The sequence below is a fragment of the Pseudomonas sp. GW821-FHT07E12 genome, from assembly GCF_058986605.1.
This window is the reverse complement of sequence record NZ_JBYSVX010000012.1, coordinates 87,706-103,894: the sequence shown is the minus strand read 5'-3', so window position 1 is coordinate 103,894 and position 16,189 is coordinate 87,706. Positions and strand designations below refer to the sequence as shown.

At 59.4% G+C, this 16,189-nt stretch carries 13 protein-coding genes and 1 tRNA gene; 8 read left to right on the top strand and 6 right to left on the bottom strand.

The genetic code is table 11. From position 1 onward, the window contains the following. The first annotated feature begins 2 nt into the window (after nt 1–2). The 5 genes from AC3WJE_RS09320 (at nt 3) to AC3WJE_RS09300 (ending at nt 5,114) form a co-directional block, all read left to right on the top strand. Nucleotides 3–78, top strand: a tRNA-Ile gene (locus AC3WJE_RS09320). A gap of 178 nt (nt 79–256) precedes the next feature. Then, nucleotides 257–1,510, top strand: a complete 1,254-nt coding sequence (locus AC3WJE_RS09315) for a tyrosine-type recombinase/integrase (RefSeq protein WP_493730505.1) — start codon at nt 257–259, stop codon at nt 1,508–1,510. A 253-nt stretch (nt 1,511–1,763) separates the two neighbouring features. Next, nucleotides 1,764–2,072: a helix-turn-helix domain-containing protein gene (locus tag AC3WJE_RS09310; RefSeq protein WP_493730504.1), complete on the top strand. Its 309-nt coding sequence runs from the start codon at nt 1,764–1,766 to the stop codon at nt 2,070–2,072. Nucleotides 2,073–2,163: 91 nt separating this feature from the next. Continuing rightward, nucleotides 2,164–4,545, top strand: coding sequence for a DNA cytosine methyltransferase (locus AC3WJE_RS09305; RefSeq protein ID WP_493730503.1), 2,382 nt, complete (start codon nt 2,164–2,166; stop codon nt 4,543–4,545). An 11-nt stretch (nt 4,546–4,556) separates the two neighbouring features. After that, the gene (locus AC3WJE_RS09300) at nt 4,557–5,114 is read left to right on the top strand and encodes a very short patch repair endonuclease (protein WP_493730502.1); all 558 of its coding nucleotides are present in this window, start codon (nt 4,557–4,559) and stop codon (nt 5,112–5,114) included. Here the strand turns inward: AC3WJE_RS09300 and AC3WJE_RS09295 are convergent. The 3 genes from AC3WJE_RS09295 to AC3WJE_RS09285 form a co-directional block, all read right to left on the bottom strand. Next, nucleotides 5,111–6,379, bottom strand: a complete 1,269-nt coding sequence (locus AC3WJE_RS09295; protein ID WP_493730501.1) for an McrC family protein — start codon at nt 6,377–6,379, stop codon at nt 5,111–5,113. The two genes, AC3WJE_RS09300 and AC3WJE_RS09295, sit on opposite strands and share 4 nt — an antisense overlap. A 15-nt stretch (nt 6,380–6,394) precedes the next feature. Continuing rightward, a complete protein-coding gene (locus AC3WJE_RS09290; protein ID WP_493730500.1) occupies nt 6,395–7,876 on the bottom strand; it encodes an McrB family protein in 1,482 nt (493 codons plus the stop codon). Between the two features lie 107 nt (nt 7,877–7,983). Further along, nucleotides 7,984–9,957, bottom strand: a complete 1,974-nt coding sequence (locus AC3WJE_RS09285) for an ATP-binding protein (protein WP_493730499.1) — start codon at nt 9,955–9,957, stop codon at nt 7,984–7,986. A 420-nt stretch (nt 9,958–10,377) separates the two neighbouring features. Between AC3WJE_RS09285 and radC the strand changes: the two genes are divergently transcribed. From radC to AC3WJE_RS09270, 3 genes are all read left to right on the top strand, one after another. Then, nucleotides 10,378–10,878, top strand: coding sequence for a RadC family protein (gene radC / locus AC3WJE_RS09280; protein WP_493730498.1), 501 nt, complete (start codon nt 10,378–10,380; stop codon nt 10,876–10,878). A gap of 593 nt (nt 10,879–11,471) precedes the next feature. Further along, on the top strand, nt 11,472–11,777 hold the full coding sequence (locus AC3WJE_RS09275; protein WP_493730497.1) for a DUF736 domain-containing protein: 306 nt from the start codon (nt 11,472–11,474) through the stop codon (nt 11,775–11,777). Between the two features lie 244 nt (nt 11,778–12,021). After that, nucleotides 12,022–13,878 carry a ParB/RepB/Spo0J family partition protein gene (locus AC3WJE_RS09270; protein WP_493730496.1) on the top strand — a complete coding sequence of 619 codons (1,857 nt, stop codon included), beginning with the start codon at nt 12,022–12,024 and terminating at the stop codon, nt 13,876–13,878. A gap of 100 nt (nt 13,879–13,978) precedes the next feature. Here AC3WJE_RS09270 and AC3WJE_RS09265 read toward each other — a convergent pair whose 3' ends face one another. The 3 genes from AC3WJE_RS09265 to AC3WJE_RS09255 all read right to left on the bottom strand — a co-directional run bounded on the left by AC3WJE_RS09265 (nt 13,979) and on the right by AC3WJE_RS09255 (nt 16,070). Continuing rightward, nucleotides 13,979–14,518, bottom strand: coding sequence for a DUF8453 domain-containing protein (locus AC3WJE_RS09265; RefSeq protein WP_493730495.1), 540 nt, complete (start codon nt 14,516–14,518; stop codon nt 13,979–13,981). 39 nt (nt 14,519–14,557) lie between these two features. Further along, complete coding sequence (locus AC3WJE_RS09260) at nt 14,558–15,184, bottom strand: hypothetical protein (protein ID WP_493730494.1); 627 nt, start codon at nt 15,182–15,184, stop codon at nt 14,558–14,560. Between the two features lie 67 nt (nt 15,185–15,251). Next, nucleotides 15,252–16,070, bottom strand: coding sequence for a hypothetical protein (locus tag AC3WJE_RS09255; protein WP_493730493.1), 819 nt, complete (start codon nt 16,068–16,070; stop codon nt 15,252–15,254). Between the last annotated feature and the right edge of the window lie 119 nt (nt 16,071–16,189).

The following is a 16,189-nucleotide window of genomic DNA, read 5'->3' as shown; positions in this document are numbered from 1 at the left end:
ACGGGCCTATAGCTCAACGGTTAGAGCAGAGGACTCATAATCCTTTGGTTCCAGGTTCGAATCCTGGTGGGCCCACCAATCGACCAATCCGACACGATCCGATACCGTCCGGTGAAGTACGAAAATCCCATGATATATAGGGGTTTTTCGTTTATTGGCGTCCGGGTAGATCACATTGCATCCGGACCGAAATGGAGTCATGCTGTGAGTCAGGGGCCGGTGCCTCAACACTCTGACTCACATTTGCCTGACTCACATGCTTACAGACACCAAGCTGCGGGCGTTGAAGCCCCGCTCGAACGCCTATCGCATCGCGGATACGCACGGGTTGTGCGTCGAAGTGCGTCCGACCGGTGCGAAAGTCTGGCGTTACCGTTATCGCTATGCAGGCAAGGCGAGCATGATCACGCTCGACGAGTATCCGGTCATGTCGCTGATGCTTGCGCGGGCCGAGCGAGATCGTCTGCGCTCACTGCTTAGAGGCGGAGCGAACCCGGCGCAGGTTGCCCGAGGAGAACGAGCCGCGCAGATCGAACGTGCGGGGACCACTTTCGAAGTCATCGCGACTGAACTGTTAAACAAGCGCGCGAGAGAAGGATTGAGCCCTGGCTCTGTCAAACGCGAGCGCCGGCTCATCGAGAAAGATCTGGCGTCCATTGCCGATCTACCAGTGACGGACGTGAGTGCGCCCGTACTCTTGTCAGCCTTGCGCAAGCTGGAGAAGCGCGGCGTAGTAGAGACCGCGCATCGCGCACGTGCAGTGGCTAACCAGGTTTTCCGCTACGCTATCGCCACCGGGCGCGCTGAGCGCAATCCAGCCGCTGATCTGGTCGGCGCGCTGGAGACGCCTCGGACGAAGCATTTCGCCAGCGTGACCGAACCCGAAAAGATCGGCAAATTGCTCCGCGCGCTGTACGGTTACAGCGGATCGCCCGTGACCCTCGCCGCGCTGAAACTTGCCCCGCTCGTGTTCGTGCGCCCTGGCGAACTGCGTCAGGCGCGCTGGACGGACATCAACCTGGATGCTGGAGAGTGGCGTTTCATCGCCAGCAAGACCGGCATTTCGCACATCGTGCCCCTGTCGATACAGGCGGTGGAGATCCTGCATGAGCTGCATCCGGTAACCAAGCGCAGCGAATACGTGTTTCCCGGCGTGCGTAGTGCTTCCAGACCAATGAGCGAGAACACGGTCAACGCCGCCCTACGCAACTTGGGTTTCGACGGCGACACCATGACCGGGCACGGTTTCCGAGCGATGGCTCGCACGGTACTGGATGAGGTCTTGGGTTTCCGCCCGGACTTCATCGAGCATCAGTTGGCGCACGCTGTGCGCGACCCCTTGGGCCGCGCCTACAACCGTGCAACTCATCTGCCAGCACGTCGCCAGATGATGCAGGCGTGGGCTGACTATCTGGATGCTTTGCGTAGTCGCGAGCCTGCGGATGCAAGACAGGCGACTCACGGCCAAGTGGTCGACGCTCATGAAAAAAATGATACAGGCGACTCATGAACTCGGCGTCTGAACGCCGGAATCATGGCCGCCGCCGCATCGCGCAGCGGCCGCGGAATGCTCGTGCATAATGTACGCAGATAACGTACACTTTGGAATGCCGGGCTCGGCCGTCAGCATTGGGGCGTAGGGGTCAGGCGCAGATCCTGAGACAGCGCGATGGTCAAGTGCGCTACTCCTTTTCGTTGATCAAGGGAGTGTCTCTGCCGGTGCTGGATAGAAAACTCGATGAGTCTTATATGGAGCGATCGAAATGACCAGGCGAGACAGTCTTCGGGAGCAGGCAGCCGGTCCTGGCCCACAGCATCAGGACAAGGCTACGTGGCGTTCGCACAAGTTGCATTTGGCGAAGCTGCCAGAGCTTACAGCCCAAGAGCTCATTCAAATCCGGGAGGGTCTGAAGATGTCGCGACATGTGTTCGCTAACTACCTACGGACCAACATCAGAACACTGGAAAACTGGGAGCAGGGGCGGGCCAGGCCGAATGCTCAGGCCACAGCTTTGATCCGTCTGGTGCGCAAGCATCCTGAGACGGTGAAGTACCTGGCTGCGCTTACCTAAAAAATCTTGCACGCCCTGTTGCTGACGGTGCGCACTGGTTCCACCCCTGCATCTATTGCCCCATCTCTTCATAAAACCAAAGTAGAGTTAGATGAAACACCCTGTTCTGACGCAAGTGCGGCATCGCATCCAATCGGAGAGCATCAGCCTTCAGGAGGCTGCGGCAGCGATAGGTATAGGCGTATCCGCGCTCATGCGCCATCTGGATGGGGAATATGTCCGGAGTGATTCGCTTGCGAAATACCGCTTGTGGCTTAACGGTACTGGTCGACAGAACCGTCCGATACAACTGGTCAGAACTCTCCCCAATGCTGAGGCAGCGGACAGCGCTAAGCTGCTGAACAGCTTGCCTCAATCTGCGCAGACACTGTTGCCGCGACCACGCTATGTAGTGGATCTGTTCTGCGGTTGTGGCGGTATGTCGTTGGGATTCGAGCGCTCCAATGATGGCCGCGTCTATCGTGTTGCCATGGCACTGGATATCGAAGATGCCATGGTACGGGTGTTCAATGACAACCATCCTTCGCCATCCGGTGACCTGCCTATTGCAAGGCATGAGGACATCACCGACTTCATGAACGAGGCTGAGATACAGGCCTACTATCTCGATCATCTTGCCCGGTCATCCGGCGACGAAGATCTGATTGCGCAACTGCAGAAAGTCGGCATTTCCAGCTTGAGAAAGCATTTGCACGATCTGGACAGCATGTTTCTCGATAGCTTGGCCTCATGTAGGAGCCAGCCAGAGTATCTGGAAGAAATAAGGGTCATGGGGTCTGGCGTGCTGGGACAGACATCAGTTGCCGGGTTCCACAGCGCCACGAAACTGCCCACCACCGGAAGTGCATATCCAAGAGTAGGGCCTCTCATCTGGCATCGTGATGGCGATGCGGTAGCCGGGGGCGACGCTCCATTCCGACACGCGGACAATGGCGTACTTCGTGCTTGCCGGACCAGGGCACGCAAGCTCTGGGATGCGGAGGTCGACAAGCTGAGCGCCAGAGCAGAAGGGGCAGGTCGGGGTCAACTGGCATCTGCAGCAGAGCGGATCCGAAAGTTCCAGCAGTTTCTCGAGACGGGTCCAATGCAGCGGATAAAGCGCCTGTGGTTGGATTGGCGTGCATCACGCGAAGAGGCGCGTATAACCTTCTTCGGCGATGCCGGTGTGCAATCGGCGCTGAGATCGATCTATGAGGATGGACATCAGGTATCAGTGCTCCTGGGAGGCCCGCCCTGCCAAGGTTTCAGCCGTATCGGGCGGGGCAAGATCCGCAGCCTGCGTGAACAGAGCGTACATGTCCATGAAGATGAGGATTCTGTAGACAGCCGTAATCAGCTCATGCACCAGTACGTGCTTTTTGTGGCGGCGTTGTCTCCGGAAGTGTTCCTCTTTGAAAACGTACGGCATTTTCAGGCTGTAGTGAAATCCGAGGGCATCGAGTTTGATGCGGCCGACATTCTGGCGGAGGCGATAGAAGCGGTTTCAGCAAGCGGCCTCCATTACGATATCGCACGGCGCATTGTCGTTGCATCGGAACACGCGGTTCCACAGAACAGGGAACGTTTTGTGATGGCAGGTATCCGGAAGGAAATCGCTGATTCATTGTCCGATATCGATGCTGCATCCTGGGTGCTCTCTCTTGAGAAGCGGCCGCCTGTTCCACTTTTGGTTGCACTTGATGGATTGCCGACTCCTGATTTCGAAAGCCAGGGATCGGAGATCCCTGTCCGGGATGAGGACAACAGGCAGACTGGAGGTGCGCCTGTCGAAACGGCAGAGGAGATTTTCAGAAACTGGACATTCAGAGGTACCTCGGTTGATGCGCATATTGCCCGTCCTCCACGCCCGGACGATGAGGCTTTCTTTGCTCTGATGGGTCCTGGCAAGCGGTGGATGGACTATCGTTGTGATGACGCGCCAACCCTGCAAGTTATCAATGATGTTCTCATGGCGTTGCGGAAAGCGCTTGCCTCCACTCCCGGGCTTTCCAAGAAAATGGGGGTCTCGTTGAAGCAGGTCACCACCCTTGCTGCGATAGCTGACGGCTCATTGAGCCTGCGATTGCTGCTCGAAGGGATTGCGCCGCATCCCGGAGAACTGCAGCATCATCTATTGGCGGAGAACTATCTGAAGAAGCGCGGGGGGGCGCACGGGGACTGGCTTTCGCGCATGGATCCCGCGCAGCCTTCCAAGACAATCGTCAGTCATATGGCCAAGGATACCTACGCCTATGTTCATCCGTTCCTGCCTCGTACGCTTTCTGTCCGTGAGGCAGCCCGTGTACAGTCCTTCCCGGACGACTACCGATTCGGGAGTGTGGGACTCGTCGATGGGTTCCGGGTCGTAGGCAATGCGGTTCCTCCTCTTCTCAGTCAGCAGTTTGCCGAGCGTGTGGCATCAATCCTGTCTCTTGTGGATGCATCAAGGGAAGTCACGAGGGAAGATGGAATCAGGAGACTTGCTGTCTCCTGAGGAAGTTATATATGCCGAGACAACAGTCGCTGAGTCGTAGCGCCAATATGGCGCGGATCCGGGGCAGCGACACAGGCCCCGAGTTGCTGTTGCGCAAGGCGCTGTGGCATCGGGGACTCAGGTACCGGCTCAATCTGCGTGTAGAGGGAACTAGGCCGGATATTGCCTTTCCCTCTCCAAGGCTCCTGATCTTTCTGGACGGGTGCTTCTGGCACGGGTGCCCCTCACACTACGTGAGGCCGAGATCAAGGTCGGAGTTCTGGGATGAGAAGCTTAAGACCAATACTGCACGGGATCGGTTGCAGACCCGGCATCTGCTTCAGAAGGGCTGGAGCGTCTTGCGGATCTGGGAGCACGACGTCACTCATGGCCTCTCTGCTGTCGTTGAAGCTGTGATCGATGCGTACAAAAACCCAACGCCTTCATTTGGGCATCGACATGTGGTTGTCAGGGTCGAGGACTCGGATGAAAGCGGGGCAGCGGAGCGCTGGTACATCGAGGAACTGCTGAGCCGAGACGGCGGTCATTCCGAACTCCGTATTCGCAAGCCGAAACGGTTGACTACTTAACTTCCCAGGATGCGCAGAATCGGCTCCGAGAATACTGAAAATGCTCTATCACGTATCGTACGGTCCCGGCTGATCAAGCCTTCGATGTCTACCCCCATGAGATGAATATGTCTTTCAGTCTCGGGGATCTGATAGGACTTCATCCAGTCTGATGTCATCCAGTTGGCGCGTGGCATAAAGATGAAGGCATTCCGGACACCGTATCTCGCCAGGTACGCGTTAACCTGGTAAAGATCCTCACGTTTGACTCCATGTGCGCGCCCGAACTCAGAAGCCCGCTTCCATTTCGCGTCCCCGATCGCAAGAAGCCCCGAGGTGTCTTCGAATAGGTAGTCGGGCTTCAGTCGGACAATGCCGGTCCTGTCCAGCGGGTCTTCCAGCAGGAACAGTGGATCGCTGCGATGGCGGGCGCGTACATCACTATTCTGAAACGCGCTTGTCAGGATCTTGCGCATCATCCTTTCAAACAGATGCTGTAATGGGAAGAGCATGGAGAAAGCGTCGCTCTCACCTGAGAAAGTAGGATCTGGAGATTGACCAGTCAGGAGAAGACGTCCGACAGAGATCGATTTACTCCAATGGGATTCGCGACGCGCGAGCATCAGCGCATCGAGCTGCTCATGGGTGGGTAATCTGTCGCTGACTCCGGCAAACTGACCGAGAACGGTTGCCAACGATTGCCTATTAGAGCTGCTTCTGGTCAACCGGTACAAAAGCCGTGCGATTCCCTTTATGCATTGCGCAAGCTCATTGTCGGTAGTGAGCGGTGAATGACGCATCGGCAGACGTGCGCGTTCGCTGGGCAGGCGGGTCGACAACCGGGAAAAATCGATGCGTCCTCTAACCGCCGACAGATCTTCCTGTCTCTCTTCGTATCTCCTGGGCACACCCTCCCCGAGCGCAGACAGCATCTCGGACGCGACCTCAGAGATCATGGCTTCCAATGGGTCGGAGGAGGATTGTCGGACTTCCGCGGAACCGGTGTGAGGACGGCTCAGATATCCCGCCGCATGAAGCATGTTCAACAGAAATTCTTTATCCCGATCGGGCTCTGACGTATCCAGCTTCGGCAGGACGTTGATTCTAAGACGCCCCACCTGGATGCAGCCGACAACTTCGGCGGCATGGAGCTTGCCCTTTTTCCAACGGAAGGTTGGAAAAGATGCATCTTCGCCAGCGTGCATGAGTCTGCGCCCGGCTGCATGCCGGTCCATCCCCTCTGGAAGAGGAATCTCCATGCCTTCCCATGTGGTCAATACAGGCACAGGCTGCTCCGACTGCTAGTTTCCGGCAGCAAGTGCTGACGCGAACTCTTTGAATCGCTTCGAATCCCAATCAGGGGAAGCAGGGTTCCACCAGCTGGAGAATGTTCCGGACTTTAGTTCCGAGTACTCGTACTCGTCCGGCAGGCGCGCGAGGAACTGAGGGTCGGAAGTGGGACGGTCAAACAGGGAGATTGTGGCACCGCTTCCGCTCTTGGCTTCACCGGCTATTGCACGGATCTTACTCATGTCGTCATGAAAATATTCCGCGAGCGTCGGCATGATGCTGGATCGGATCACATGGGCGAGCGCGCGTACTTTTCCGTCTGGCAGCGTGTCCCAGCCATGGGTGCTCTGCACGGCAGTCAACGTATGCTCCATCAGAAATGAGTGCCCGAACTCGCGTCCATTGCCGAGCAACATGCTGACACGCGTATTGATCCGGTCCAACAAAGACCGGATATTGATGCCGTCATGGTCCTCGGGCACCAGTTGAGGGTCTGTTGTGACCAGCTCGAATTCGAAACGTCTCCTCATTGCAAAATCAAGAGCAGTGAGCGATCGATCAACGGTGTTCATGGTGCCAATAACAGAAACATTAGCCGGTACGGTAAACAGTCGCTTTGAATAGGGAAGCAGAACCTTCTTCTCCTCCGGCATTCCCTGGCGCTTGTCTGACTCCAGCAATGTAAGCAACTCGCCGAAGACCCGTGACGGTTCAGCGCGGTTGATCTCATCAATCACGATTACGACAGGACTTCCTGCAGAAGGACCCTTCTTCTTCAGTTCGATCAGTCTTCTGACCACTGAGCCTATATGGGACGAATTGCTGATATCCGAGGAGGAGAACATTCCGGTGCGGGCGGCAATTATCTTCCTGATAACCGACCCACTACGCTTTGCCGCCGTCTCCCCTTCCTTGGGGGGTGGTACGTCATCATCCCCTGGATCTATGTCGTAATCAGCCAGCTTCAGAAGTGTCTTGCCTGGAATGGAAAAAATCTGGGCCGGGAACCCTTTCTCAAGAATCCGGTTCACGACGTAGCGTGGAACGTACTTGTCGATTGAGGATGCAACTTCGTCGGTCCGATTGGGCGTCACCCTGACGATCCAGCCGCCGGCGTCTTTGTCCACCACTACGCCTGCCGCTCCACCTGATGCATCGTGCAGCTGTTCGCCGATGCGCAGATCGGTCTCGAAGCGGGCGCGAAGGCAGAGAGCCATGAACGGACCGTCAACAACGCGATAGGCGAGTTGACCATTGTCGTCAACAATCGGACGGTAGCCCTCGACAAAATCCTCATAGGAGTAGCTGGGGTGAAACGTGATCCAGAGAATTCTTCCATCGGCTACAAGGCTTGCATGGAGCTTGCGGATTTCCGTATCGGGATCGGCCTGCTTCATCGCTTTGGCGTAGCCGGATGGATCAATGGCCAGAACCGCCTCCCTGCTGGCGCGCCATGTCTTTCCAGTGCCTGGCGGCCCGTACAGGATCTTCATTGTCGGACCAGCCATGTTTGGCTTCATATCCATAGTTCCTCAGCAGTCAGCAGCGCTTCCGATAGACGCCGTTATTGATATCGCGTGGACCATTCTCCCCGTAGGATCTACTCATACTTCTGGCGCTGTTTCTCCGCAGACCCAGAAGGATCGTTCAGATGCTCTATGAGTTCGCCCAATATGATCAGATCGCAATGTTTGGCGCCCGTTTCAATGTCATAGAGAACGTGTGTGATGCCGTGGTATTGGCGCTGATCGGAGTTCTCGGGTATCAGCAATGACGTGATTCCATATCGTTCGACGTAAAGGTCCCCTGTTTCCCAGGCGACGCAGAGATCGATGTCCTTTATGTTCTTGCTTTGACTGTCGAAATCCTCCACCAAGCCATCGAGACTGAACTTGTACTCCAGTACGCGAGGAAGCGTGACTTTTCCTTGGAGCGCGGCTACCACTTCGCTGGGCACTCCCAAAGGGTTCTCTTCGGGATCATGGATGAAGAGTTCTGGCTTGAGATCAAAGGATATCTTGAACAGGCCGTCATAGGTGAAGCGCTCGTTTGTCGACATGACATTGAGACCGCGCACAACCCCGCCTGCAATAAGCTGGTGAAACAGAGCAATTACATCTTGCTCCCGCGTCGGAACAGACGTAATGGAAACCCGTTCGATCGGAAGGAAGAAGTGCTTGTTCGTGAGTTGAAGCGGTTGCTCTGATTCATGATTGAGCATCTCGGTCTTCCAATCACTGATTGCAATCTCCCGGGCAAGGTCCGGTGATGCGCCCGAATTGGCCTTCATGGATCCGTGGAACTTCGCGATCTGGGTTTCCAGAAGCTTCTGGGAGACACTCTTTGCAAAGTCAGAGAGCTCCCGATGAAATCCCTTTCTTCCCAAGTCGGGTGTGTAGTTGTCGAAATGCACGAGAAAATGGACCTGATTCTGACGGCCGGTATATCTCTTGAGCGGAACAAGAATCGGCTCTCCCTGCGGCATGTTGTTTGCCGCAAGCTGGATGCCAGTATGCAGAACGCGGTATCCGCCTCCACGCAGATGGAGCGAATCGTTGAAGTTCTGCCAGAGCTTGGTCGTATAGCCGTATTCGACACTTATTGTTGGGTTGTGTTTCGCGAGTACCTCAAGCTCCTCCTCATCAAGCTGGTTACCCAGCAGGTGGCCGATCTCTTCAGATGTCCATGTCTCATAGATGAAGTCAAGATTTCTGTACTTGTCTGGCAACTTCCGACCTGTACCGTATTTTTCGAACAACGCTTTGGATGCTGCAGCGAGGTCTTTGATGGACACGCTTTTGGTCGTTGATTCATGGAGCCAGAGATAGGCGGTACCAATAGCTTCTGTCGCTGTTTCCGCGCCTTTCGAAACTACAGTAATGCCGACATGGATCGAAGCGTTTCTGGACACTGATCCGAGTCCAGTTTTGATTGAAAGTACCTTGTGCCAACGATCTGCGGTATTGGTTTTGATCCAATCGAGGCGTTTGGGGTGAGTTGTCTCGTCAAAGCGGACCGTGACAGAGACACCCCTGTCGTACGAATCGAAATTCTCATCCACTTGCTTGGAGGTGTCGGGCTCAACCTTCGGATTCCCGCCTGAAGCATTGCTCCGCAACCAGTTTCTGGCGCCAATGATTCGTCCGGAAGCCGAGAATCCAGGCGTCTTTGTGGAGATACGCATATAGTTGAAGCCATATGCAACATATGTAGCCCCGACACCTTTATGACCTCGTGTCTTCCCGGATTTGAATGAGAAGTTCGGTGCGAGGAACTGCTCAAACTTGTCCTTGTCCAGGCCGATTCCGTTGTCAGTGACTGTCAGGGAGTTCTGGTCCAGATCAACGCGGACCCTGATGGTGGGCGTGTAGCTCGCCTCCGTCCCTGCGGCCGATTCGGCGGCTACGCGCGCCTCCACCGCATCCAGCGCGTTCTGGATCAGTTCGCAGAATGGGTCGTACCAGCCCACATATGAGCTCAGGATGTTCTCTATCTCCCGCTTTAGGGCTCCCAACGCAGCGTCATTGACCTTGGTGTTCTTGAACTCCAACGGATCAAAAGGTGTGAATGTCACGCTTTGCCTCCAGCCGACTGGCTCTGAGCGGTAAGAGAGTATTTCTGTTTCCCCTGCCTATCAGGGCTCCGGATAGCTTAACTCCAGTGCGTCCCCATCAGGCACAGATCAGATCCAGGCCGACCTCCAGCCATTTGGGCTGCGACCACGTCTCTTGCGAGTCGTGGCCGTCCAGCATTGATCCCGTGCGTCTCCGGTCCTCGCGGATCTGCGCGCTTCGCTTGCCATGACATTCCATGCTTGGTGGGTGGGTGGGGTAGGGTGGGGCTTGCAGTGTCCGGTCACCGTAGCACGCCGTTCTCGCCGTCAAGGGCTGCGCGCTTTGCGCTTGCGGCCTGCGGCCGTCTGCGACCCTTGACCGCTGCGCTGCGGCGTGCCGACCCGGCGCCGGGCAATCCCGCCCGGTACCGGAGCACGCTCATGTCGTCTTCTTCCTTCGATTCTCCACTGTTTGTCCGTGACCCGCGACGTCGCTACCAGTTGGCAACTGCGGACCAGATCCTGGAGGCCGCGCGGTCGGTCGTCGACCAGCGCATGCGCCGCGGCACGCTGTTTTCGGATCCGTCGGTTGCCAGTCGATTCTTCCGCGACAAGCTGGCGGGCCTAGAGCGCGAGGTCTTCGCCGCCGTGTTCCTTGATACGCGGCACAGGCTGATCGACTACGCCGAGTTGTTCTTCGGCACGATCGACGGAGCCGAGGTGCATCCGCGCGAACTGGTCAGGCAGGCCCTGATGCACAATTCGGCGGCGGTCGTTGTGGCCCATAACCATCCGTCTGGCGAGCCTGAGCCTTCGGCGGCCGACAGGGCGTTGACCGCACGGTTGAAGCAGGCCCTGACCTTGGTCGACGTGCGACTGCTGGACCATTTCGTCATCGGCGGACATACACCGTTGTCGATGGCCTCGCGCGGCTGGGTCTAAGCCGCCGGTTGTCGGGAGGGGCGTAAGCCCCTCCTTTTTTGTGCAATCGCCGATGAAACGCCATGCCTTGCAGCCGGAAGTCGCGATGGCGTGGGTCGGTTGCGACCAGGGGCATAGCAGCTGCCGTCTTCGACTGCAGGATGCGTTCGCTGGGGTTCGGGTCGAGTTCCGAAAGCAGCCAGCAGGCATGCGGTCGCTGTCCCGCGCCCAGCTCCTAGTTGCCGGTGATACATCGCAATGGTGTTGCTGCCATTCGGGACGGGACGTGGCTGTCGTCGAGGGCCATATTCGCGTTGCCCGGACTTGGCATAAGCCGTGGTGGCCAGCACTCCTTCCAATCAGATCGACCCATGCGGCCTTCACTTGTCGGCGAATCGTGGTCGATGGCGCGCCTGCGCCTCGGGCTCGTACCCGCAACCGGACGCGCAAACAATTTCCCCGGCGTGCCGCCTTCCTCGCCGACAAATTCTTTGCTCTTTCCCGGTTCTCCACTGCGTTGCGACCGCAAGCGGTGCGGGCGCCCGGCCATCGCCTGTCCGATCGCCGTCAAGGCCGCGATGGGCGCGACCTGACCAACCGGAAGGAGAAACACCATGTCCACCATCGGCACCTTCACCAAGTCCGAGAACGGCTACGCGGGCACCGTCCGCACCCTCAACGTCAACGTCAAGGTCAAGTTCGTCCCGAATGAGAAGACCAGCGACAACAGCCCCGACTACCGGGTGCTGTCCGGCAACTACGAGCTGGGCGCGGCCTGGGCTAAGACCAGCCAGGCCAACCGGCCGTACCTGTCGGTCTCGATCGACGACCCCTCGTTCCCGGCGGCGATCTACGCCCGCCTGGTCGAGAGCGACGACGGCAGCTACAGCTTGATTTGGTCGCGGCCGAACAACGACTGATCGCTGCGACGAACGCCCTGCCGCAAGGCAGGGCGTTTCTTTTTGCTCCTTGTGACGACTGCCACTTCGCCCGGCTCCCTCAGTCAAGGGCCCGCGCAGCGACCCGTGTCCTCGCCTGCGGCTGCGCCGCTCCCTTGATTGCGCCGGGCTGCGTGGCAAGCGGTCGCCATCGGCTTGTTGCGAACCCCTGCTCCTGCGGAGCGGGGCCACGCAACGCACCGATGACAACCAACAGGAGTTCACCATGAACGCGCAAGTCCAAGGGCAGTACAGCGTGCGGGCGATCCCGCTCAACCAGTTGTTCCCGTCCCCGCTCAACGTCCGCAAGACCGGCGGCACCCGCATCGAGAGCCTCGCCGCCTCGATCAAGGCGCGCGGGCTCATCCACAACCTGACCGTCATCCCGCGCCCGCGCGAGGCCAAGCGGCCCGGCTTCGAGGTGGTCGCCGGCAAGCGCCGGCTCGCCGCGCTGCGGCTGCTGGCCAAGCGCAAGGAACTGGTGGTCGCCGAGCCGGTCGATTGCCGCGTCATCCCGCGCGAGCAGGCCACCGCGACCAGTCTGAGCGTGAACGTCGAGCGCGAGGCGATGCACCCGGCCGACCAGTTCGACGCTTTCGCCAAGCTGGTGGACGAGGGCAAGTCGGCTGAGGACATCGCCGCCGAGTTCGGAGTCAGCGCCGACACCGTGCACAAGCGGCTGCGGCTGGCGAATGTGTCGCGGCAGGTGATGAAGCGTTACCGCGCCGACGAACTGAACCTCGATCAGGTCATGGCCTTCACCCTGACCGACGACCACGCCGCGCAGGACGCGCTGCTGAAAAAGGGCGCGCGTCCCTCGGCCTGGGAAATCCGCCGCCGCCTAACCGAGTCGGCGGTGCGCGGCGACGACCCGCGGGCGCGCTTCGTCGGGCGCAAGGCCTATGTCGCTGCGGGCGGCAGCATCCGCCGCGACCTGTTCGGCGACGACGAAACCGACTATTTCGAGGACGCCGCGCTGCTGCAGCGGCTGGCCGAGGCCAAGTTGGAAAAGCAAGCGCAGAAGCTGCGCCTGCAACTGCCGTGGGTGGAGATGGTGGTCGGCACGCTCGACTACGAGCAGCGCTCGCGCTACGGGCGCGTGCCGAACGTCCGGCAGGAGCCCGACGCCAGGACCGGGAAGCGGTTGCAACAGCTGCGCGAGCAACTGGCCGAAGCCGAGCAGCGGGTGCGGGCGCTGGAAGCGCAGGGCGACGCCGCCGAATCCGACGCCGTGTGGGAACAGGCCAACGCCCGCTGCGAGGCGATCGAGGACAAGATCGCCGGCATCGAGCACGGGCTGGTCGGGCTCGACCCGGAAGCGGCGGCGCTGGCCGGTGCGGTGGTTGCGCTCGGCCACGCGGGCCGCGTTGAAATCCTCGACGGTCTGATTCGTTCCGAGGACAAGCGAAAGGTGACCAAGACCACGCGCAAGGGCGGGCAGGACGATGCCGCCGGCCCCGGTGCCTTCCGCGACCCGAAGCCGGTGCGGCAGGACCTATCGGCGTTCCTGACCGTCATTGCTCAGCAGGCATTGGCCAACAATCTGCCGCTGGCGTTGCGGGCGCTGGCGTTCCAGTTGGTGCTGGCAATGCGCGGTGAGCGCGATGGACACGGCCTCGACATCGGCATGACCGACCACGCCAATCCCGGCCCGTCGGAAACCTTGATGGGCAGCAGCACGGATGAGGCGCGCATCGGCTGGCACGCAGCATGGGAACGCACGCTGCCGGCCGGCAGCGATGAACTGTGGGCGTGGTGCCGGCAGGCCGACGATCATCTGGTCGTGTCGCTGCTGGCCTACTGCGCTGCGCGCAGCTTCAACGCGGTACAGCGCTTCGACGACCGGCAGCCGGCGCTGCTGTTGCTGTCGGCGCTGGAACTGGACATGGCCGCGCACTGGCAGCCCAGCGCCGGCTACTTCCAGCGGCTGCGCAAGGCCGACACGCTGCACATTCTCGGCCAGCATGGCCACGGCGGGCCGGGGTTCGCCAAGCTCAAGCGCGAGGCATTGGCATCGTCGGCCGCGAGCCTGCTGGCCAAGTCGGGCTGGCTGCCGCCGACCTTGAGCCTCCCTGTAGAGTAATGCGGGCGTTGCGACGCGGGCTGGTTCACCAGCCCGCGTCGTCGTATGCGTAGCTGACGAAAAACCGTTGGCGCAGTTCGCCGAAGCGGAGTGGCACGTGCTACCGGGGCTTCGCGGTGCTATTCGATGGCGACCAGAACGTCTGCGCGAATCCGGCATCGTCGGCAAGCACCAGCCGGTACCTCGTCCGGAAGCGGCGCCAGCCGATGTCACGATAGCGGATTTGCACCGGTATCTCCGCGCCGGGACGCCAAGGACCGGCCTGTCCTTGCAGATGCTCGAATGCGTTCGACCACGATTTGCCGTTGGCCAGCACCGCCAGCGTCAAGCCGTCGAGCAGGCATCTTTGCGCATCCTGCGGCACTTTCTGCGGCCAGCCGGGTGCAAGCGCGGCGAGGATATCCTTCTCCTTCGCGACCAGGCGTACGTCGCGTGCCGGACGGTTGCCGGTGTTCTCGATAAGGATGTTCAGCGGGATCGCCTGGTTGCCGCCGCCGGGTGCGGTAATCCGTACGGACAACAACGGCCGGTTGGCCTGTCGCCAGGAATAGACCGCGAATGCCAGCGATACGGTGGCGACGGTAATAGAAATGGTGCTGATCAGGAGCGAGTAGGTCGCTGGCGAAAGTTCGACGGACATCGTGCGGGTCCCGGTGCGCGGCGTTCTGGAGGCAAAGGTTCAGGCGCGTCCGCCGTATCGGCGCGTCCTGTTTTCATGGAAAGAGCCCATCAACTGGGATGCGGTGAGGATTAGCAGGTTCGACGGGTCAAAGGAATTCTTGCCGACGCTACTCAGAAACAGCAGGTAGCTGCGCAGACGAATGAAGGATTGCAGGACCGATGCGTTCCAGGCGACGGCAATGCCGAGCCTGCCCAGCGCCGCGGCATTGATAGCGCCGCCCATCAGGTGCTTCTGCGATACCCGATTCTCGATCTCGAAAGCGAGGAAGCAGCGCGCGTTCTGGTTCCGGTGACAGGCATGCTCGAAACCGAACGGGTTCTGGTCAGCGTTTGCATCTCGAAGATTGGCGCCATGCAGGTCGAACCATCGGTGCAGCAGCTGACCATGGTCGTGAACCAGCCGGTCGTAGTCGGTAATGTGGATCGTATTGGTCGCGAACGGCCCAACGGCGGTGTCGAGGCGCGGCGAATACAGACCGCGCTCGTCGCGCATCGCGGCCCATTCGGGGCGAACCGGCAGGCTCGGGAAAGCCTCGCTCAGCCGCTTATGCAAAAGCTGCTGATACTCGCCGACAGTGAGCTTGTGGAAAGGGCGAAGCCGGATTGGAAGGTTGACGATTGCCATGGGGTTGTCGCTCCAGTCGGGCGCAGGATGATGCCGTCATGCCGAGTGCGGCATCGTTTTGCCACATTCAACCGCGCATGTCCTCTCCTTTCTTCATTGCCTCGTGCTCGGCAAGGAAGAAGACGATATAGCTGCGAATCAAGTTCGCGAACAGTCGTCCTTCTCTCGGCCCGAGGGCAATGCCTTGGTTCAGATCGAGCCCGTGGCGGATGCCGCCCCCGGTAGGCGATGAAAGATAGCCGTGCAGATTGGTCGTCCAGTCCAGGGCTCGGTCGAGCGTGGTTCCGCGATGCTTCGCGCGAAGATCGCGAATGATCTGGTTGAAGTAGCCACCCTCAACCTTGCCGGACTGCGTCTGCACGCCGCGGAACGCTGTCGTTACGCTTTCGAGCAGCCACAGGAGTTCCTGTACGGCTTCCCTGTCGCGACCTTCGTGTATCAGTTGTTCTGAACGCTCAATGGAGCGCTGGAATATCTCAGCGGCCTGCTCCGACAGGGTAGGTGGCCTGGGCGCGACGGGGACCAGCGGGCCGCTGCTTTCCAGCACGACCAGGTCGGGAGGCCGAACTTCATAGCCGACCTCGTGGCGGGCCAAGACGTAGTTCAGGATTGCCACATCCGGGACGAGCCATTCCGGTTGTCTGGTCCGGAGCGTTTCGCAACTGTCGTAGTAGGCCTCTATGAACAGCGGTGCATTCGCCGCCACTGTATCCATCTGAGCTTTCAGGTCGGACTCGGCCCAGCCTGCGTTCGAACTGCGGTAGTGCGTTGCGCCGTTGACCGAGCAGAAGTGCGACTTGAAGTGCTCGTAGATCGACTGGCGATCTCCTTGCGTGGCGACTCGACCGACCAGCCCGGCCAGTTCGTCCACGGCAGCGTCGGGCATGGCCCTTCGCTTCAGCGTGCCATCCTCCGGCGGCGTGAAGCGCCAACGATTATCGAATCTCAAGACCATGAAAAGCCCCCGGTTAGGTCGGACTGACCGGCCCTATCCTATTCGCGGTT

What these genes read in the sequence shown, in the direction of transcription:
- AC3WJE_RS09315 (WP_493730505.1), top strand. Translation starts at nt 257, where the DNA reads ATGCTTACAGACACCAAGCTGCGGGCGTTGAAGCCCCGCTCGAACGCC.
- AC3WJE_RS09310 (WP_493730504.1), top strand. Translation starts at nt 1,764, where the DNA reads ATGACCAGGCGAGACAGTCTTCGGGAGCAGGCAGCCGGTCCTGGCCCA.
- AC3WJE_RS09305 (WP_493730503.1), top strand. Translation starts at nt 2,164, where the DNA reads ATGAAACACCCTGTTCTGACGCAAGTGCGGCATCGCATCCAATCGGAG.
- AC3WJE_RS09300 (WP_493730502.1), top strand. Translation starts at nt 4,557, where the DNA reads ATGCCGAGACAACAGTCGCTGAGTCGTAGCGCCAATATGGCGCGGATC.
- AC3WJE_RS09290 (WP_493730500.1), bottom strand. Translation starts at nt 7,876, where the DNA reads ATGAAGATCCTGTACGGGCCGCCAGGCACTGGAAAGACATGGCGCGCC.
- radC (WP_493730498.1), top strand. Translation starts at nt 10,378, where the DNA reads ATGTCGTCTTCTTCCTTCGATTCTCCACTGTTTGTCCGTGACCCGCGA.
- AC3WJE_RS09275 (WP_493730497.1), top strand. Translation starts at nt 11,472, where the DNA reads ATGTCCACCATCGGCACCTTCACCAAGTCCGAGAACGGCTACGCGGGC.
- AC3WJE_RS09270 (WP_493730496.1), top strand. Translation starts at nt 12,022, where the DNA reads ATGAACGCGCAAGTCCAAGGGCAGTACAGCGTGCGGGCGATCCCGCTC.
- AC3WJE_RS09265 (WP_493730495.1), bottom strand. Translation starts at nt 14,518, where the DNA reads ATGTCCGTCGAACTTTCGCCAGCGACCTACTCGCTCCTGATCAGCACC.
- AC3WJE_RS09260 (WP_493730494.1), bottom strand. Translation starts at nt 15,184, where the DNA reads ATGGCAATCGTCAACCTTCCAATCCGGCTTCGCCCTTTCCACAAGCTC.
- AC3WJE_RS09255 (WP_493730493.1), bottom strand. Translation starts at nt 16,070, where the DNA reads ATGCCCGACGCTGCCGTGGACGAACTGGCCGGGCTGGTCGGTCGAGTC.